Source organism: Anaerocolumna sp. MB42-C2, assembly GCF_030913705.1.
Classification (GTDB): domain Bacteria; phylum Bacillota; class Clostridia; order Lachnospirales; family Lachnospiraceae; genus Anaerocolumna.
In genome coordinates this window covers 2,336,775-2,356,923 of the sequence record NZ_CP133190.1, presented here as the reverse complement: position 1 = coordinate 2,356,923, position 20,149 = coordinate 2,336,775, and the positions used below count along the sequence as shown (strand labels likewise).

The window sequence follows — 20,149 nt, the reverse complement described above, 5'->3', positions numbered from 1 at the left end:
AAATATAATTTCCTCTTGACAATATCCAACATTGGTTATAATATATACTCAATGTTGGATATTTGCTTTTCTTTTCTTACGGTTAATGCTAAAATTTATATGAGATCAAGGAGATACAATGATAAGAGGATTTATTTTATATTATATTAATATTAAACCTACCCATGGTTATGAGATACAGAAGTTCCTGCAGATTTCGGGCATGGAACAATGGGCGAAGATACAATCGGGTTCTATCTATTATGCTCTTACAAAACTGGAGAAAGAGAAACATATTAAGGTATTAAAGGAGGAAAGAACCGGTTCACGGGTCCGTAAAATCTACGAAATTACGCAAAGCGGTAAGAAAGAACTTTATAAAGAAATGGCGGAAGAACTGAATAAACCACTTTGGCCTATATCCACAATGAAATTTATAACCGGCCCCATGCTTAGAACTTTAACAAAAGAGGAATGTCTAAAGATACTGAATAAACATATAGACGCTTTAAAAGAGCAGGAGAACTTCTGGATTAAATGGAGGGATATCAAGACAGGAGAGGAGTCCGATGAATTAAACCGGTTAAGCTTCTCTGTAACCATCGATAGTATCAGGGGGCAGATCACCTGGCATGAAGAATTGTTAAAAAATATAGACCAGTATATAAAGTCCGGTGAGCAGACAGCGGTGATGATTAGAAATTTTGATTTTGACCGTATTGAAGCCGAACATACCGATTCGGAGGTGGAAGAAAAGTTAAATTATATTAACAGCATAAGAGATGTCATAAAAAAAGATCCGGGTAATGCAGTTGTTAATTTGGATAAAATAATAGAAGAACTAACCAGGCAGGTAAATAATAAATAAATTATAAAACAGGGCAATCACAGAATAATTAGATCATAAGAAAATTAAGAAGCGGCAGATAGGAACGTGCCATTCTGTTTTTAAAAATAGTATTCTGTAGCTGCCCATCAAATAAATTCGTATATCCAATATTGGATATATAATATTAGATAATTTATATTATTTAAAATAAAAATTATAATCGTAAAACAGGAGGTTTGTATGAGTTCAATCTTAGAAATTAAGGCATTAACAAAAAACTATGGAGAAAAAGAAGTTGTAAAGGGAATTAATTTCAGCGTTGAGGAAGGGGAAATCATAGGGTTTATAGGTCCCAACGGGGCAGGAAAAAGTACTACGATTAAAATGATTACCGATATCGAGAAAAAAGACGGAGGTGTTATTAAATATAAGGATAAGGATATAACGGAAACGATGCTGGATTTTAAAAAGGCGCTGGGAGTAGTTCCGCAGGATATTGCTGTCTATGATGATATGAGTGCTTATGACAATGTTAAGTTTTTTGCTTCTCTTTATCAGGTTAAAGGAAAAGAGCTAATAAGCAGAACTAAGGAAGCTTTAGAATTTACAGGACTTTCCGAAAATTATAAAATGAAACCGACAGAGTTTTCCGGTGGTATGAAACGGAGGCTTAATATAGCCTGTTCCATCGCTCACAGGCCGAAACTATTAATTATGGATGAGCCCACTGTTGGTATCGATCCTCAATCCAGAAATCATATTATGGAATCCATCAAAAAGCTTAGGGCTATAGGTACCACGGTTATCTATGTTTCTCACTACATGGAGGAAATAGAGGAAATCTGCAGTCATATTATATTAATTGACCATGGAACTATTCTGGAAGACATGGAGATAGAAGAATTCAAAGAAAAATACAGAAAACTGGGATTTAATTCTTTGGAAGAAATATTTCTGAATCTGACCGGTACGGATTTGAGAGATAAGGAGGTATAACATGGGTATTTTTTGGACGTTGTTCAAAAGTAATCTGTCAAAAAGGGTCCGGGACGGATTCGCGGTAGGGTACAATATTATTTTTCCGTTTATCTTAATTATAATATTAGGTGCTCTGTTAAAGGGAAGTTATAATAAAATAATAACCAGCTATCAGTATTATACATTAGTTACGGTTCCATTTTGCATTCTTTACAGTATTATTACTGCCGCTTATGCAGGAAAAGATGAGGCTTGTTCTAATACGGCTGCTAGAATTTTAGCTGCTCCTGTGAAAAAAATTGAAATTGTATTAAGTAAATTATTATCCTGCGTAGTTGTATTTGCCTTATGTAATATAATAGTTCTGCTTAGCTGCAGCCTGATCTTAAGAGTGCCGATATGGGGTAAATTAATACCAGTTATTATTCTATTAACTGCGGAAACTTTCTTTTCCTGTGGTTTAGGGTTATTAATCGGATTTGGCATGAAGAATTTTGTCGTAGTTAAAAATATTATTAATATACCCATTTGTCTATTTGCGATAATGGGGGGAAGTTTTTATCCTGTTGGATCTCTTAACAGGGGATGGCAGGCTGTTTTTTATCTATCTCCGCTGACGTGGATTAATAAAAGTATATTCAGGTATTTGTATGATGTAAAACAGAGGGACACGGTTCATTCTATGTTTATCATCACAGCAGTATTTCTGGTACTTGGACTTATCATAAGTGCTGCCGCAATCATCTGGTTTAAAAAGGAGGAATACTTAAATGGGTATTTACCTGGTTATCAAAAATAATTTTATCAGAAATTATAACCATAAATTTATCTTTATTTTTTCTTTTTTATTTCCAATGCTGTTATGTTTGGCGGCAGGATATTTTAATAATATTGGAAAGTCTGATTTGCGAATTGGAATCATATCTTCTGAAAAAATAGATAAGTCACATATAGATAAAGTAATAAAGAGCAGAATTCCTATTGTTTATGAAAGAGCTTCAGCGGAATCCATGTATAGTGATTTAATAACAGGTAAATACCAGATTATTTTAGATTATCAAAACACGAATCAGAAACCTGAGATAATATCAGTTCAGAATATGGAAAAATTAACCGGACCTGTTAAATCACTGACAAAAACAGAAAGAGCAATTGCATTTCTTATGACTTTATTTATGGTTACTGCGGTGGTTCAGGGATCGGTAATTATAAAAGACAAATCTCTTGGGACATTGGATAGATACTGTTATTCCCTGCAGAAAAAAAGTAGTTATTATGTTGGATTTCTTATTCATAATTTTATCATAACGTTCCTCCAAGGGGAAACGGCTATGTTAATTATGCTGTTATTTATTAAAAAATGGGAGCTTAAGCCTGTCCAAACAGTTATAATAGCCGGTTTTATAGCCATTATTGCTTGCCTTTATGCAGCTTTTATTTGCGGAGTAAGTAAAAGTGATATGAATGCCAATATTTCCGCGTCCAGTTTGGCAGTTATTCTGTCCTTACTTGGAGGAACGTTTGTAGCAGTAGAAAACATGCCAAAGGTCTTTCAGATCATGAGTTTCCTAAGTCCTATAAGGTGGGTTATTCAAATAATGCATTGGATTTAACCCTCAGTAGATGGTTGATAGGTTATATCAAAATATTTTTACTGGAAAATTTCTTTATAATAGGCTAAGATATAGGTATTCCTAAATTGACGGAATACCTATATTTAATTAAAGAAAAGTGATGATCTATTTGAAAGAAAAGAAAATAAAGGATAGTTCCCGTGCTGAGTATGCCATGGAATTATTTAAAGAAGGTTATAACTGTGCCCAGGCTGTATTTCTGGCCTTTCATGATTCATATGGGATGGATTCGGATACGGCCTTAAAACTAAGTTCTTCCTTTGGAGGAGGGATGGGAAAGTTAAGAGAGGTATGCGGTGCAGTCAGCGGTATGTTTATGGCAGCAGGTTTGTTATACGGTTATTCTGATCCTAAAGATCAGGCTGCAAAAACAGAGCATTATAAAAGAATTCAAGTCCTGGCCGGTAAATTTGAGGAACATAATCACTCCATCATTTGCAGGGAATTGTTGGGGTTAGGAGCGGGTAAGGAGAGTCCGATTCCTGAACTGCGGACAGCTGAGTATTATAAAAAAAGACCATGCGTAGAATTGGTAGGTATGGCGGCGGATATCCTGGATAACTATATAATAGATAATCCTCGACAATCATAAACTGAATGATGTCTTAAGATACTACATAAAAACAACTTACAACAATTGTAACGCCATCCAAAATACAAACATGAATAGATAAAAAGTAAAATACCCCTTTTTAAACTTTACTTTCCAATCCTGATATACTATAATTAAATTAGAAAATGGCAGCATGTATAAATTGTTATAACATAACGGAAAGTTTAAGTTTGGGGATACCATTGATAAGGTCAAGGAACATGAAGAAAAACGAATATGCAAAACAGAAAGAAAAAGATTAATTAATAAATGCTTTGCAAATCGATTATAATGTTGAAAGGATGGGATTCTATGAAACTAATCTATGTAATTGTACGCAATGTTGACAGCAGTCGGGTAATGGAAGGTTTGAATAAACAAGGGTTTTACGTAACAAAGCTGGCTTCTACCGGAGGATTTCTTAGGGAAGGTAATACCACCCTGATGATTGGTACAGAAGAAGAGAAAGTAGAAGAGGTTATCAGTGTTGTGAAAAAAGAATGCGGCCCGCGTCAGCAGATAATATCCAATCCCGTCGGACCGGCTGAGTACACCTCTATGCAGGTATTGGTTAATGTTGGAGGCGCAACCATATTTGTTATGGATGTAGACCGATTTGAGAAAATCTAAATAACTATTAAAGTCCTAATTGAATGCTTTTGTTAATTTACCACACTCCTGATAGAGATATTACGGTACTATCAGGAGCGTGGTTTTTTCATCTGAAATTACATCCTATAAGATAAAAAGCCCTGTCGGACGGGATGCACATGAACACGCATAAGGATAATATCCTTTAGGGCAGATTGTCACTGAAGTGACAGGACGTCAGTGCCAGATTCTGTCAAGCCGGACACTATCTTGTTACTCGTTCCATTTTTCCATTCCTCTGCTTCTTTCACGCCAGTTACCGGGGGAGATTCCGGTTTGCTTTTTAAAGGCTTTGTAAAAGACAGTGGTATCATGGTAACCGGTTTCCTTTGTTATGTAGGAAAGAGTATGATCCGTATTGGCTAAGAGTTCTTTAGCCCTTGAAATCCTGATTTGCTGCAGATACTGGCCCGGTGTCTGGTCACAGTACTGTTTTACTTTTCGGTTAATATATTCCGTGGAGAAGTGAAATTGTTCTGCTAATGTATTGCAGTTTATATCTTTGTTATAATTCTCTGAGATGTACTTCGTTATCTGCCGGCCAAGCCCCGATTTTTCCTCCGGGTAATTACCAATCGAGATTGTATGCAGAATAGATAGAAATATGGACTGACAGTTAAGAAGAGATATTGTTTTATTTCTGCAGCAATAATCTAACTGATTAAATACCGGCAGTAGAAACTTACTGTCAAAGTTACCGCTCTTGGGTAATATAACGTATGACTTATTCTGATCCTTGTTTAAAGAGATTGTTTCAGTATTTGGTATTTCCCTGGCAGAAAAATGAACATAAAAGTAATAGGGAGCCGGACTCCCTTTTATACCCTGCTGCAGCAGGTCGGGTCTTTGAATGTACCATTCTCCTTTATTTACCACAACATCCCTGCCGTCTTCCCGGAATATAAGACTTGACTCCAGCATAAAGATCAAAACATAAAAATCACATATTCTTGTAATATGTTTTTCATTATGAAAAAAATGCCGGAAACTAGAACCTGTAAATTCCGGCCAGGGAGTTAAACTTACCGGTATCTGATTCTGTTCTTCATTATCTGTTTTATACTCTTGCATTCTATATTCTCCAAACGTCATATATTAAAGGCATATATTCACCAGGTCTCATATTCTTAAGGTCTCATATTTCAGGCATTATATTCTCAAGCATCCGATACACCAACCATTATAAATCACAACTATTATATCTCAAAACCATTACAAACACCATCCATAATATGCATATCATAGTGCAGTATTTGCAATTTCAATTATTCATTATACCTGATAAACTAGAAAATGAACAGAATTATTTGTACAGAAAATGAATGTAAGCTGCATTGGGCAGCAGATAGGAGATCTAATGAATAAACTAAAAAAACAGGTTTTTACACTATTACCTGCAATGGACCTGAAGCCACAGGGCTGGTTATTAGAACAATTGCAAATTCAAGCAGATGGGTTATCCGGTAATCTGGATAAATTCTGGCCGGATATTAAGGAAAGCATGTGGATAGGAGGGGATAAAGAGGGATGGGAGAGAGTGCCTTATTGGCTGGACGGTTTTATTCCCTTGGCCTGGCTGCTGGATAATGAGGATATGAAAGCCCGGGCATCAAGGTATATAGATTTTATAATGAAACAGCAGGATGAAGATGGGTGGATTTGTCCAGGTGATGAAACAGACCGTAATCAGTATGATATTTGGGCTCTGTTTCTGATACTTAAGGTACTGGTATTATACCATGATTTTACCCAGGATAATCGAATTGAGGGAGTGGTTAAAAAAGCATTACTTAATTTAGACCGCCATATTGACAGCAATTTATTATTTTCCTGGGCACAGACAAGGTGGTATGAATGCCTCATTTCTATCTGGTGGCTTTATGAACGCACCGGTGAAGAGTGGCTGCTTAATCTGGCATCCAAGCTTCATTGCCAGGGTTTTGACTGGATTAAGTTTTTTAAGCATTGGCCTTATACCAAACCGGACGAAAAGGGACGCTGGAGCCAAATGAGCCATGTAGTTAATAATGCCATGGCATTAAAATCCGGTGCTTTAATTTCACGAATGACGGGAGAGGATGAGCAGTTACATAGTGCGGAGAAAATGGTTGAACTGCTGGAGAAATACCATGGAATGGTAACAGGAGTATTTACAGGAGATGAATGTCTGGCGGGAAAAAGTCCGGTGCAGGGAACGGAGTTATGTGCAGTGGCGGAATATATGTATTCCTTAGAACATCTTATCGCCATTACCGGTAAGGCCTGCTGGGGCGACCAGTTAGAAAAAATAGCCTTTAATGCACTTCCGGCTACGTTCAGCCCGGATATGTGGAGTCATCAATACGACCAACAGGTCAATCAGGTAGAATGCAGCAGGAGGGAAGAGGCTTTATTTAATACCAACGGGGGAGACTCACATACTTTTGGTCTGGAACCCAATTATGGGTGCTGTACGGCAAACTTAAGCCAGCCCTGGCCAAAATTTACGATGAATACCATACTAAAAGCAGAAGATGGATTCGCAGTTATCTTGTATGCACCTATGTCGGTACAGACAGTTTTAGAGGGAGTCAAGGTTAAGATAACCATGGAAACGGATTATCCTTTTAAAGATACCGTTCATTTTAAAGTAAAAACGGATAAGAGAATACGTTTTGCGCTGCATTTAAGAGTTCCTGCCTGGTGTCAAACACCGGAAATAAATATACCAGGTAATGGAATCAAAGAAGACAGCAGAGAATTTATTACATTAAATAATGAATGGGATGGAGAATCAGAATTTCAGTTGAGGCTGCCTATGAAAGCGGAGCTGGCAGTAAGACCAAACGGTCTTTATTCCATAGTCAGAGGTCCGTTAGTTTATGCACTGGAAATAAAGGAAAAGTGGGTTCAGATTAATCAGAACATAACCGGCAGAGAATATCCGCACTGTGATTATGAGATCTATGCATTGTCCCCCTGGAATTATGGTTTACGAATAAATAAGGAGGAGATTTTAGATAGTATTTATTTTGAAGAAAGAGAAGTGGGTAAAGTTCCATTTTCCCCTGCAAATGCTCCGATAAAAGCGAAAGTAAAAGGCAGTAAAATTGACTGGCCTATGATTAATGGTTCAGCTGCCGTTAAACCGGGACTTACCTGGATCTCTGAGGAGATCGAAGAAATAACCTTAATACCCTATGGTTGTACGAATCTGCGTTTAACAGAGATGCCGGTCTTATAAAGGATAAAATCAAGTTGTAAACAATAGAAAAAAACCACAGGATAGAATTTAAAAAGTCTGGCCGCAGAAAAGTGATTGAAGTATAATGTAATACAGGCTGCAGTTATAACGTTACTTGTGAGTAAAAAATAGACCTGAAAGGAATCGACATACAGAATAAATGTGTGTAATTCCTTTTAGGTCTATTTTATACTATGAATGTTATAATAAAACTATAAATTATTACAGTTAACGAAATATAATCAGACCAAAGAATCATAGATTAATCATACTTGCGAATTACGGCTGCTACGCGGATAACTTCCCGGATATTTCAACGGAGATAGATTTCATGAAAGGAATATGATTCTTAATGAAGTTATCGCTTATCCGGTTAATAGGTCCGGTTATACTAAAACCTGCAATGATCTTATGTGTAAAGTCATAAATTGGGAAAGCAATACATCTGGCTCCTATCTCGCATTCTTCATTATCAAAAGCATAACCCGCTTCTCTTACCTTTTTTAATTCTTCCAATAGTTGTTCCTTAGTAACAATGGTATTGTCAGTATATTTAGTGAGTCCTTTCCGTGCAATCAGATCATCCAGTTCTGACTCCGTATAATTAAGCAGCAGTAATTTGCCGATACCGGTACAATGCATAGGAGCTATATTGCCGATACGCTGCATACCTTTTACCATTTGATCCGGTCCGTCGGCAACATCAATATAAACAACCTGGCGGCTTTGTTCAATCGCAAGGCATGCGGATTCACCGGCTTGTCTTGCAAGGTTTCTTAAGTAGGGATTTACTATATCCCGCAAACTTGTTTTAGAATATATTTTGTTGGAAATAGAACAGATTTTGTAGGTTAAATAATACTTAGAGGAATTAGATTCCTGTTCAATATATCCAAGCTCAGTTAAGGTGTTAATAAAACGTAACGTGGTACTGGTATTTAAGCTTAAATTACCTGCTATATCAATAAGGCGCATAGGCCGATTATTTTCAGCCAGAAATTCTATAATCCGCATGGTTTTTTCAGCAGACTGATTAAATTGAGAGGGATTGTTTTTATCAATCATTAGGATGCCTTTCTTTAAATTCTCCGGGATGAGATATTGTATAAAATTTGTATAAAAAGAATGTTTTATAAATTAAGTAATTAGTAGTTAGAAAAGTATTTGAGTCAAAGTGAATTCCAGGGACATGGACAAATGAGCTAAAATGCTCTTAATTTGAAAGAGAGAGATTCAATGATAGAATAGCACAATTACTGATTTACTTCAAGATATTTCATTAAATAAAATTTTGAATTATTTAATGAAATAGTATTGCAATATGAAAAACAGAGTGCTATGATAATAACAGGTTTTAATAAACAAAACATGATTTTATTAAATAAAATTATATTAAGTTGAAAGAAAATATAAAAACAGAAAGGGTGCCACAAACAGATTCTTTCAACGTATTATGTGGCAATAACATATCTGCGGGTGGATATGTTACAATGGGTGTTAAGATGAACGTTGTATTATTAGAGTCATTAGGTATTTCAAAGGAAGTATTAGACAGTTATGCTGAGAAATTAAAAGAGCAGGGACATAACTTTGCAGCATATGAAAAAGACACCGATACCGAAGTTATGGTAGAGAGAGCGAAAGAAGCTGACATAGTTATGATTGCCAATATGCCTCTGAAAGGGGAAGTAATCTCCAGATGCAAAAATTTAAAATTCATTGATGTAGCATTTACCGGTGTTGACCATGTGGATCTGGAAACAGCAAAAAGTATGGGAATCGCAGTAAGTAATGCCTCCGGATATTCCAATGAATCTGTAGCAGAATTGGTAATGGGAATGATACTTTCTCTATTAAGAAATGTTCCTCAGGTTGAAGTACGCTGCCGTGAAGGTAAGACAAAAGACGGTCTGGTAGGAAGAGAATTAAAAGGCAAAACCGTTGGTGTGGTTGGTACCGGAGCAATCGGTTCCCGTACGGCTGAGTTATGCCATGCTTTTGGCTGTAATATCCTGGCTTATGATTTATACCCGAAAAAGAATGCTCCTGAATATATTAAATATGTTACTCTGGAAGAATTATTAAGCAATTCTGATATTGTTACTCTTCATTGCCCGCTTACAGAGGAATCACGTCATTTAATCAACAAGGAAAGAATCGCTCTTATGAGACCAAAAACGATTCTGATTAATGCCGCACGCGGTCCGGTTGTAGATTCCGACGCTTTGGCAGAAGCTTTAAATAATGATAAAATCGGCGGAGCAGGTATCGATGTATTTGAAATCGAACCTCCTTTAAATACAGATCATCCGTTGTTACATTCAAAAAATACAATCGTTACTCCTCATATAGCCTTTGCTTCGGAAGAGTCTATGAAGCTCAGAGCTAAAATCGTATTTGAAAATATTGATAAATGGATGAACGGTGAACAGGTAAATACCATATTATAAATATACCTGATATAATAGTCTGGAATTAATATATTTCACTGCAAAAATAGCTTTTTGCATAATTGTTAATATATAAATCAAAGGCGGTAAGCTCAACTAATAATATTTTAAATATAACAGAAGTTAATGTTTGAGTTAACTTCTGTTTATTTTTTATTACATAGGAAAGTTCTCCGAACTTCCCTATGTAATAAAAAAGCCCTACCGGGCAGGATGCGCATGAACACGCAAAAGGATAATATCCTTTAGGGTGGATTGTCACTAAAGTGACAGCGCGTCAGCGCTAGAGTCTGGCGAGCCAGACTCTTTCTTATAAAAGCACATAATAAGCAAAGGTTTTAAGTGTTGGAAGAAATAATAACAAAGAAAGGATGCCACTTACAATGCTTTCAACCATTTTAATTTGTGGCAGTGTCCTATTTGTAAACAGATGTGATACGAAAGGATTTTATATGGAAAAACAATTTTGGTACCAGAAACAATTACGTATGTTACAGACGGTTTTACGGGAACCGGATATTGAAAATTATGATGCAGAAAAGGTCGTAACGTATCTAAAGGATACCCATTCGAATTGTATTATAGTAAATGCAGGAGGGATAATTGATTTCTTTCAGAATAAAACAAAACTGGCAAGACTGAATTCCTTTATGACCACAGAGGATATGTTATATGATCTTGCTACAGAGTGCCATAAAAATGATATACGGGTAATAGTACGTGTGGATTTCAGGGGGGTGGAAGAGACCAGATATGAAAGACAGCCTGACTGGTTTGGGCAGAATGAAGACGGAAGTACCCAAATTGGATGGAATCAGATGCATAAACCCTGTTATAACGGTGTATATGCTAATGGACATGCGGTGGAGTACATTACAGAGCTGATGAAAAGGTATGATATCGACGGTGTTTGGGAAAATAGTGTCGGTTTCGGTACCGGTCCCTGCTATTGTCAGACCTGCAGGGAAAGATACAGAAGGGATACCGGTAAAGAAATACCGGCCGGCGGAGATTATGCAACGGATTTATTTCGTGAATACCGGGATTGGAAGACAAAATGTGCCGATGATCATCTTAAACTTATGCGAAATACAGTGAAAAGCTTTGGTGAAGAAAAGGCTTATTGTGCGGAGATATTTGGTATGTTTCATGCTTCCAATGCCTTAAAAACCGGAATTGATCTTTATAATGCCAAACAGCACTTTGATTTCCTTGTAAGTCCGGCATTTTTAGACGGGTGTGCCGGAGATACCAAAATATATGATGATTTAACCTATGCCGCTTCCAGTATCCGTTTTCTAAAATCCATCGACTCAGTGAAACAGGCAGTGCTGCTAACCGGGAATAACGGAACAAAATGGAGATACATAAAAGCACCTGAGTGTGAGACAAAGATCTGGATGTGGGAAGCGGTAAGTGTCGGTGCAAGTTTCTGGAATACTTACTTTAACGGTCAATATCCCGGAGCAACCTTTGACACCAGAAATGCATACATAGAACAAGAGGTTTACCAGCATTTAAAAGATAATGAAAGTTTATTAAAGAATCAGATTCCGGTAAAAGATGTGGGCGTCTACTATTCCAAATACAGCAGAGACGGGTTAGGCAATGATAATGAAGCAAAAGACGGTTACGGAGTTTTCATAAAGGGTGTGGAACGTAATTTAATGAACAATCATATTCAGTATAACTTTATCCCAGACCTGGAACTTAGTCTTGACAGACTAAAAGGTTTAAAGGCTTTAATTATACCAAATGGTGCATGGTTAAGCGGGGAACAGATTGAAATCATAAAGGAATATGTTAAACAGGGAGGTGGGCTAATCGCTTCTTATGAAACCTCCCTTTATGATGAAAATGGCAAGAGAAGAGTTGATTTCGGTTTAAGAGACCTGTTCGGCTGCAGTTTTACCGGGATGAAAAAGGATACATCCTCTGATTGTTATCAGATGGTAAAAGAACATCACCCTATTCTTAATAACATGAATATCCACAAAACGAAACTTATTATGAATGAGGGAATGACACTTTTGTGTACTGTGAATAAAGAAAGTAAAGGAAGCGTTGTATGCACCTATGTTCCCAAAATCTATAATCAACCCCCGGAATACGCCTGGATCCCTGATATGAATACGGAATATCCCACCGTTATGGTGAATGAATATGGTAAAGGACGAATTGTTTATTTTGCCAATCAGACGGATAAATTGTGTTATACCAATGGGCATGAAGATTTTGTACAGTTATTTTACAATGCGGTCTTATGGGTTTCAAATGAGAATCTTATATTAAAAACCAATGCAACGGAAAGTGTACATATTACATTAATGGAGGATCAACAAGATTCCACATCGCTGATATTATCTTTTGTAAATACAACTTCCGGAGTAACAAGACCAATTAAACAGATAGTACCGGTTTATGACATTGAAACAGATATTGTAATGGGTAAAAAAGCCCTTGAACAATATAAAATCTTGCGGCAAGAGAATGAAATAAAAATTGTAGAAAATAAGGAAAATGATAAAGTAAACATAAGAATTCATTTAAAGGAACTAAAAGAATTTACATCAGTTTATTTAAAAGTGAAGTAAAAGATCCCATGACCATGTTTCAGGTTATGGGATTAAAAGTATCCTTCTTAAGCAGACATCTGTCACTGCGGAATGTGATAGATTATGTAACGGAAGAAAATTTATATCAATATATCCTCAGATGTTTTGAGGAAATGAAAAATTCCGGTATCGGCAATCCCAGACTGGCAGTCGCCAGTTTAAATCCCCAAAGTGGGAACACGGTTTATTTGGTGATGAAGATGATTCCGAAATCAGACCGGCCATTGAACGTGCCAGAGTGGATGGGATTGATGTTACCGGTCTAATTGGTGCGGATTCGGTTTTTCACCCGGCTTTATAAGGAGCCTATGATGCGGTAGTTTCTTTATATCATGATCAGGGGCATAGGGTAATCGTTGCTAACTACAGGTAAAATAATATTATTAACAGGAATACGGAATAAAAGTCATTGCTCGATGTAAAAATATGAGTAATGGCTTTTTTAAACCATCATATTTAAATTCATTCTGGATACTTAAAGATAGTAATATAGATTATCAGTTTTTCGAAGTATAATGATATTAAAAGAAAATCTTAAACCTACTATGAGATATATCGAACCGCAGATTGATTGATATGAATAAAAATGTAACATTATGCTTATTTTGATACTTTAACTATATATCGTCCTAAAGTAAATGTCAATATACAATCATGGAATTAAACATTCCTTTAAAGACACTTTGGTGTGTAAAATAAAGCTGTCCAGATGACCTGTATACATTCCGGATATTTAGTTATGTTATTTTAGATATAGTTTTTGATGTATAATTATAAAATATTGCTTATAAACAATCATATTACTGAATATTAGAATTGTACCAGGGTATATAAATCATCTTTTTGGTCCTGGTTTATTCCAATATATCTTAAGGTAATCTTCTGATTACTGTGGTTAAATGTATCCATTATTAATCCAATATTATATTTTGATAATTTATAGGTCCAGTAGCCCCATGTTTTACGCAGACTGTGTGTTCCGAAATTTTCAATTCCTACAGTTTCTGCGGCTTCCCGCAAAAAACGGTAGCTTTGTACTCTTCCGATGTGACCGCCTTTCTGGCTGGGAAAGAGATAATCGTCTTTACTCAGCCTGTGTATTTTGATATATTCTGATAGTACATTTTTTAGTGCATTGTTAATTTTTATCTTTTTTTCTTTGGCAGTTTTTTTCTCTTTTAAAGTCAGATATTCTTTAAAACTACCATTTTCAAGATATACATTCTTTACTTTCATTGGAAGTATGTCACTGATTCTAAGACCTGTATTCAGCCCGAATTTAAATAATAATGCATATTTATCATCTTTTCCTTTTAAATAATGGTACATCTGATTAATTTTTATTTTACTTCGAATTGGTTCAACCGTCATGGTGTTTGGTTCCTTTCTCTGCTATTGACATGGAATATACTGGAATAGTTAAATATAACTTTCTGCATGAATCTATTATAAAAGATACTTTATATCAAAACAACTTATATTAGATATTTCAAAATGAAATCTACTTAATCATTGATTTATCAGCAACTTAGATATTATTAAAACGTATCAAAATAAGCATAATGTTACATGCGAGTGATATAGTCACACAGAATTTTTTTGGGATATTATACCATCATTTTTAATCGAATGGACATTATGTTATACACAGGAGGAAAAAATGAAAGTAAATGTGAGAAAAAAAATGCTTTTAATTTTTGGTGTGTTAATATTGCTCATCACCGCAATCGGGATTTACTCATTAATTGAACTATCTAATATGGATAATGAACTGGATGACTTGTATAATTTACATTTCAAAGGAATTGAGTACATCAAGGATGCCCAGGTGGATTTAATCTCAATTAGCAGGGCAAGAAATAACATGATGCGGGAAACAGATATGGATATGAAAAAACAGCTGTCGGATACCATAAAAAGTCTTACTGATCAATTTGAAAGTAATATGAATTCCTTTAATACAACCATAGTGATGCATGAATCGAAACAATTATCGGCTGATGTGGATTTACTTTGGCAGCAGTTAAAACCCCAGGAAGAAGATATTATTGATTTAATACTTCAGGGGAAAAATGATGAAGCAGTAAAAGCAGCTGAAAACCTCCGATCTTTATCCGATCAGATCGAAGAAAAAATCAATAAGCTGGTTGTAAATAAAAATGATTTGGGTGTCCAGGCTTATAAAGGTTCCAACAAGGCTTTTTTAAGGACCAGAAATATAACAATTACAATAATTTTAATCAGTGTTCTTATCGGGTTTGCAGCAGCATTTATAATGGCAAGGCTTATAGTGACACCTATACTTAAAATTGTAAATTCTGCTAAAAGGATAGCTAAAGGCGATTTAACTGTAGAGGCCGTTAAAGTAAAAAACCGGGATGAAATCAGAGAATTGGCGGAATCTTTTAATGAAATGACAGAGAGTTTAAAGAATGTAATAAGAAAAGTATCGGACGCCTCAGAGCAGGTCGCTTCATCCAGTGAAGAGCTTTCCGCTTCTGCGGAAGAAACGGCTGTTTCATCGGAGGAAGTAGCTAAAACCATAAACCAGTTGGCGGAAGGGGCGTCTGACCAAGCAAAAAGTTCCAATGATATCAGTAATGTAACAGAACAGATTGTATCCAACATCCAAAAGGTAGCCGGGCATGTGGATCATGTTTCAGAGTCCGGTTTAAAGGTTTCGACAGAGGCTAGGACAGGTGTGGAAGAAGCAAAAGAAGCCATAGAAAAAATACAATCCATCAGACAGATTACACAAGAGTCTTCCGAAAAAGTACAAATATTGGGAAATAAGTCCAAGGAAATAGGCGAGATTATTGCTGTCATAAAAGAAATTGCCAACCAGACCAATCTTCTTTCTCTCAATGCGGCAATTGAAGCAGCCAGAGCAGGGGAACAGGGAAAAGGGTTTGCAGTAGTGGCAGAGGAGATACGAAAACTTGCAGAACAGTCTGCAAATTCTGTAGTGGAGATTGCAGAATTAATCGAAAGTATCCAGAAAGAAACAAATCAAGTTGTAGAAATTATGAATACCTCAACTAATGCAGTTATGGAAGGTGTCACAACTGTTGACAGGGCGGGTAATTCTTTTGAGCAAATATATAATGAAATTACTGCCATTACGGCTAAACTGCAGGATGTCAGCACAGCCACCAGGGAGATCAGGGGCAGTAGTGAGGGTTTGAATGAATCCATTAAAAATATCACATCGATTGCTATGGAAAGCGCGGCATCCAGTCAACAGATCAGTGCCGCATCTGAGGAACAGTCGGCTACGGTGGAAGAAATCACAAAATCTTCCCAGGATCTTGCCATCCTTGCCCAGGAACTGCAGATGAATATATCCGGATTTAAGCTATAAAAGTAAGAAAGAGATACCGATAAAGGCGTTGGTTACGTAATAAAATAATAGTCAGCCAAGAGTATATATATCTATGGCTGACTATTATCATTTATCACAAGTTAAGATGAGAATAAACTTTCAATAAGCTGTTCCATTGTATAACACTGATTTATTTCATTTTTCATTTCACTAACAAAAATATCTGCAATTTCTTTTCTCTTATTTGCAATTTCTTTTGCTCTGGCAGTGTACATTTTTTCAGAAACTTTGCGTAAAACAGAATCATAATATTCAAAGAAATGTCCGCCAACGCGAGTAGATTTATCCATAACGCAGTACAGCGGTTTATTCATCTTGCTCATAGACATTAATGTACGTGAAATCCCCATTGTTCCCGTAAAATCTAACTTATCCGCATCAAACAGAATCTTACCCTCAATGGTAGTTGGTTCAATCAAATCACTATGTCTGTGGGACCGAATACAATCAGACACCCACAAGGATTTTTTACTGTCGTACTCATTATTAATTAGAAACTTATATGCCATATCTGCACCAATAGCTGCATGGGATCTGTTTTGTTCAGACTCATATCTTCTGCCAATATCATGTAAAATAGCTGCTAAATAAACTATCTCCGCATTCGCGATTTCATATTGAGCTATATCCATAGCCATAAATAAAACCCGATAAACATGATTAATATCATGCGAAGAATCCAGCTTCATATGGTCCTGCATATATTCTTTGGCTAATAAGCAAATTTTCTTATCCAAAACCTTATTGCGCAAGTTCATCCACTCCTTTGTGTATTTATTTTACTTTCCTGTAAATTCTAAAATATTACAAAATTTACATTAATGATACGATTTTAGTATAAAATTGTCAATAATCTTTCGTGTTCGGAAAACAAAACCTAGAAAATAGAGCTAAGCTGACATACACTTGAGCTAACAGAAATACATCGGCTTGAAGATAGAATGTTAGTGCGTATTAAAATCCTATAGAGATTATTGTTCTCTGCATTATATAAATTTCATTATTGTATAAACACAGGATTTATTTAAATATGCTTTACTGCTATATACATAAGAAGTATAATGATATCTAATTATGGATTGTTAATATTAACCTGTTTTCTGGATAAATATGTTATGAATACTATTGTTGAACTATAAAAGATTTACACGCAGGAGGTTTATTATGAAGAAAATAAAATTAAACGGAACGGATCTGCTGGTAAGTAATATTTGTTTAGGCGGCGGAAATTTTGGAGAGAAATTAACGAAGAAAACAGTATTCCAGGTGCTGGATACATATACTGCAGCAGGCGGAAATTTTATTGATACGGCTAATGTATACTGCCGCTGGGTACCTGGGCTGGCAAATATAAGTGAAGAAATCATCGGGAAATGGTTAAAATTAAAAGAAATAAAAAATGATATAATAATAGGTACGAAAGGAGCACACTATGATTTTAAGGCACCTCATATACCAAGGGTTACCAAAGAAGACATTCATCATGACCTTGATGAAAGTTTGCGGACATTAGGGCTTGACCATATAGATTTGTACTGGCTTCACCGGGATGATAAAAACAAGCCGATGGAAGAGATTTTAGAGTGGATGGAAGAACTGGTAAAGAGTGGTAAAATTCGATATTACGGTGCTTCTAATTTTAGTAGAGAACGTATGGAAAAAGCATACAATTATGCAAAAGAGCATAACCTGCAGGGATTTAGTGCTGTATCCAATCAATGGAGTGCCGCCAGCCTTAATATGAATAACCAACCGGAGCGGGATGCTACCATGGAAGTAACGGATGAGGCATTTTATGAATGGCATAAAAAAACAAAGCTGCCATTGATTCCTTATACTTCAACTGCCAATGGATTTTTTGAAAAATTGTATCAGGCGAAAGCAGAGGTGAGAGAGGGAAGCCTTTTAACATCTATAGAGGAACTGAAACTTACTGATAATTTAAAGAAAGCATATTTAAATAGCAGAAACCTAAAATTATATGAGAAATTTCTTGAAATCCATAATAATACAGGTATTTCTGTGTTTGCCTTATCCGTGGCTTATTTACTGAATCAGCCTTTTGACGTAATTCCGATTGGAAGTGTAACTAAGTTGGAGCAATTAAACGGATTACTGGAGGCAAGTGAATTAAAAGTTAAATATGATTTGTTTTAAAAATAAACCATTGACCTATAGCTATCTCTAGGTAATACAATAGAGATACCAGGTTTTACTAAATCAGAGAAAGAGGTATATTGTCATGGAAAATTTTCTATATTTTACACCTACTAAAGTATTATTCGGTAAAGGAACAGAGGAACAGGCAGGAACATTAGTAAAAGAGCAAAATTGTAAAAAGGTTCTGGTTCATTACGGCAGTAAAAGTGCTGTTAAATCTGGCCTGTTGGACAGGGTTTTCCGTTCACTGGAAGTTGCGGGGATAAGTTATGTCAGTCTGGGCGGGGTAGTTCCCAATCCGAGATTATCCAAGGTATATGAGGGAATAGAACTTTGCAGAAAGGAAGAAGTCGACTTTATCCTGGCAGTTGGCGGGGGGAGCGTTATTGATTCTGCTAAGGCAATTGGTTATGGTATTGCAAATAAGTGCGATGTTTGGGATTTATTTACAGGGAAACAGACTCCAACCGGCTGCCTGCCAATCGGTGTGATATTAACAATAGCTGCAGCAGGAAGTGAGATGAGTAATTCTTGTGTTATAACAAATGAAGAGGGATGGCTTAAGAGAGCCTGCAATACGGACTACGGCCGCTGTAAATTTGCTATTATGAACCCGGAACTAACCTATTCCCTGCCTCAATATCAGACGCAGAGCGGATGTGCAGATATTCTTATGCATACCATGGAACGTTATTTTAGCACCGGTAAAACCATGGAATTAACGGATGGTTTTAGTGAAGTTTTAATGAAAACGGTTATCCGGAATGCAAAAATTTTAATGGAGGATCCAAGTAATTATGATGCCAGAGCGGAAATCATGTGGGCCGGAAGTATTTCCCACAATGGTTTGACCGGATGCGGCACCACAGGAGGAGATTGGGCTCCCCATCAGCTGGAACATGAATTAGGCGGTATGTTTGATGTTACTCATGGTGCCGGTCTGGCTGCAGTATGGGGAAGCTGGGCTAGATATGTATATAAAACCTCCGAAAGCCGTTTTGCACAGTTTGCAGTTAATGTACTGGGTGTTCCGAATAATTTCAATGATACTAATAAAACGGCACTGGAAGGGATTAAGGTCATGGAAGATTTCTACCGGAGTATTGGTATGCCTATTTCTATCCGTGAGTTAGGAGTAGAGGCAACGGATGAGCAGATTCACGAACTAGCCTATAAGTGCAGTTTTCAAAATACCAGAACCATAGGACGTTTTCAAATACTTAAAATGGAAGATATGGAAGAGATATTTAAGATGGCAAGATAATTGCCAAAAAGCCTGTATCAAAACTTTCAATTTTATACCCGCGAAAGAAGAAATCGCATGTATTAAAACGTGTAAGTTTTGAAACGGGCTTTTCTTTAACCAAGAGCTAGAATACCATTTTCTGGACTTTGACATCAGCAATTTTGGCCAGCTTTTCCTCAAATTCGGCAGCTGCATCATCTGCATCATCAATAAATTCCAAGATGATGAGTCCATGGGGGCTGCATGCGTCCGGAGCAGCAACATGAAGACCAAGTCGTGTGCTGATATCACATCCGTAATCGGAAAGTAATTCCTGCACTTTACTTGCTGACTTCATACGCTCCATTAGTTTAATACCCATAATAACTTTTGACATTACAAGTTACTCCTTTCCCATAATGAAATACTAA

The 20,149-nt window shown here is 36.3% G+C and carries 17 protein-coding genes and 1 pseudogene; 13 read left to right on the top strand and 5 right to left on the bottom strand.

Going from position 1 to position 20,149, the window contains the following annotated elements; translation table 11 throughout:
• Nucleotides 1-118 precede the first annotated feature (118 nt).
• From RBU59_RS10460 to RBU59_RS10435, 6 genes are all read left to right on the top strand, one after another.
• Nucleotides 119-847: a PadR family transcriptional regulator gene (locus tag RBU59_RS10460; RefSeq protein ID WP_308147811.1), complete on the top strand. Its 729-nt coding sequence runs from the start codon at nucleotides 119-121 to the stop codon at nucleotides 845-847.
• Nucleotides 848-1,048: 201 nt separating this feature from the next.
• Entirely contained in the window at nucleotides 1,049-1,804 is a 756-nt protein-coding gene (locus tag RBU59_RS10455; protein ID WP_308147810.1) for an ABC transporter ATP-binding protein, read from the top strand.
• Between the two features lies 1 nt (nucleotide 1,805).
• Complete coding sequence (locus tag RBU59_RS10450; protein ID WP_308147809.1) at nucleotides 1,806-2,585, top strand: ABC transporter permease; 780 nt, start codon at nucleotides 1,806-1,808, stop codon at nucleotides 2,583-2,585.
• Nucleotides 2,557-3,399: an ABC transporter permease gene (locus RBU59_RS10445; RefSeq protein WP_308147808.1), complete on the top strand. Its 843-nt coding sequence runs from the start codon at nucleotides 2,557-2,559 to the stop codon at nucleotides 3,397-3,399. Before RBU59_RS10450 ends, RBU59_RS10445 begins: the two co-directional genes overlap by 29 nt.
• Nucleotides 3,400-3,529: 130 nt before the next feature.
• A complete protein-coding gene (locus RBU59_RS10440) occupies nucleotides 3,530-4,012 on the top strand; it encodes a C-GCAxxG-C-C family protein (RefSeq protein WP_330698520.1) in 483 nt (160 codons plus the stop codon).
• 312 nt (nucleotides 4,013-4,324) lie between these two features.
• Nucleotides 4,325-4,642 (top strand): cyclic-di-AMP receptor, encoded by a 318-nt coding sequence (locus RBU59_RS10435; RefSeq protein ID WP_161837760.1) that lies wholly within the window; start codon nucleotides 4,325-4,327, stop codon nucleotides 4,640-4,642.
• Between the two features lie 234 nt (nucleotides 4,643-4,876).
• On the opposite strand, the gene RBU59_RS10430 is transcribed toward RBU59_RS10435, so the two are convergent.
• Nucleotides 4,877-5,734, bottom strand: coding sequence for an AraC family transcriptional regulator (locus RBU59_RS10430; protein ID WP_308147807.1), 858 nt, complete (start codon nucleotides 5,732-5,734; stop codon nucleotides 4,877-4,879).
• A 286-nt stretch (nucleotides 5,735-6,020) separates the two neighbouring features.
• Between RBU59_RS10430 and RBU59_RS10425 the strand changes: the two genes are divergently transcribed.
• Nucleotides 6,021-7,886: a beta-L-arabinofuranosidase domain-containing protein gene (locus RBU59_RS10425; protein ID WP_308147806.1), complete on the top strand. Its 1,866-nt coding sequence runs from the start codon at nucleotides 6,021-6,023 to the stop codon at nucleotides 7,884-7,886.
• A gap of 288 nt (nucleotides 7,887-8,174) precedes the next feature.
• On the opposite strand, the gene RBU59_RS10420 is transcribed toward RBU59_RS10425, so the two are convergent.
• Entirely contained in the window at nucleotides 8,175-8,951 is a 777-nt protein-coding gene (locus tag RBU59_RS10420; RefSeq protein WP_308147805.1) for an IclR family transcriptional regulator, read from the bottom strand.
• A gap of 437 nt (nucleotides 8,952-9,388) precedes the next feature.
• Here RBU59_RS10420 and RBU59_RS10415 point away from each other — a divergent pair, with 437 nt between their 5' ends.
• From RBU59_RS10415 to RBU59_RS28575, 3 genes and pseudogenes are all read left to right on the top strand, one after another.
• Complete coding sequence (locus RBU59_RS10415) at nucleotides 9,389-10,336, top strand: 2-hydroxyacid dehydrogenase (RefSeq protein WP_308148573.1); 948 nt, start codon at nucleotides 9,389-9,391, stop codon at nucleotides 10,334-10,336.
• A 452-nt stretch (nucleotides 10,337-10,788) separates the two neighbouring features.
• A complete protein-coding gene (locus RBU59_RS10410) occupies nucleotides 10,789-12,930 on the top strand; it encodes a ThuA domain-containing protein (RefSeq protein ID WP_308147804.1) in 2,142 nt (713 codons plus the stop codon).
• A pseudogene (locus RBU59_RS28575) lies at nucleotides 12,900-13,252 on the top strand (4-hydroxythreonine-4-phosphate dehydrogenase PdxA). Before RBU59_RS10410 ends, RBU59_RS28575 begins: the two are co-directional and overlap by 31 nt.
• Nucleotides 13,253-13,761: 509 nt before the next feature.
• Here RBU59_RS28575 and RBU59_RS10395 read toward each other — a convergent pair.
• Nucleotides 13,762-14,322 (bottom strand): tyrosine-type recombinase/integrase, encoded by a 561-nt coding sequence (locus RBU59_RS10395; protein ID WP_308147803.1) that lies wholly within the window; start codon nucleotides 14,320-14,322, stop codon nucleotides 13,762-13,764.
• Nucleotides 14,323-14,611: 289 nt separating this feature from the next.
• Between RBU59_RS10395 and RBU59_RS10390 the strand changes: the two genes are divergently transcribed.
• The gene (locus RBU59_RS10390; RefSeq protein ID WP_308147802.1) at nucleotides 14,612-16,312 is read left to right on the top strand and encodes a methyl-accepting chemotaxis protein; all 1,701 of its coding nucleotides are present in this window, start codon (nucleotides 14,612-14,614) and stop codon (nucleotides 16,310-16,312) included.
• 101 nt (nucleotides 16,313-16,413) lie between these two features.
• Here the strand turns inward: RBU59_RS10390 and RBU59_RS10385 are convergent, their stop codons facing one another.
• On the bottom strand, nucleotides 16,414-17,085 hold the full coding sequence (locus tag RBU59_RS10385; RefSeq protein WP_308147801.1) for an HD domain-containing protein: 672 nt from the start codon (nucleotides 17,083-17,085) through the stop codon (nucleotides 16,414-16,416).
• 412 nt (nucleotides 17,086-17,497) lie between these two features.
• Between RBU59_RS10385 and RBU59_RS10380 the strand changes: the two genes are divergently transcribed.
• Both RBU59_RS10380 and RBU59_RS10375 read left to right on the top strand, forming a co-directional pair.
• Entirely contained in the window at nucleotides 17,498-18,490 is a 993-nt protein-coding gene (locus RBU59_RS10380) for an aldo/keto reductase (RefSeq protein ID WP_308147800.1), read from the top strand.
• Nucleotides 18,491-18,575: 85 nt separating this feature from the next.
• Nucleotides 18,576-19,757, top strand: a complete 1,182-nt coding sequence (locus tag RBU59_RS10375; protein ID WP_308147799.1) for an iron-containing alcohol dehydrogenase — start codon at nucleotides 18,576-18,578, stop codon at nucleotides 19,755-19,757.
• Nucleotides 19,758-19,863: 106 nt separating this feature from the next.
• Here RBU59_RS10375 and RBU59_RS10370 read toward each other — a convergent pair whose 3' ends face one another.
• Nucleotides 19,864-20,115: a hypothetical protein gene (locus tag RBU59_RS10370; RefSeq protein ID WP_308147798.1), complete on the bottom strand. Its 252-nt coding sequence runs from the start codon at nucleotides 20,113-20,115 to the stop codon at nucleotides 19,864-19,866.
• Nucleotides 20,116-20,149: the final 34 nt, after the last annotated feature.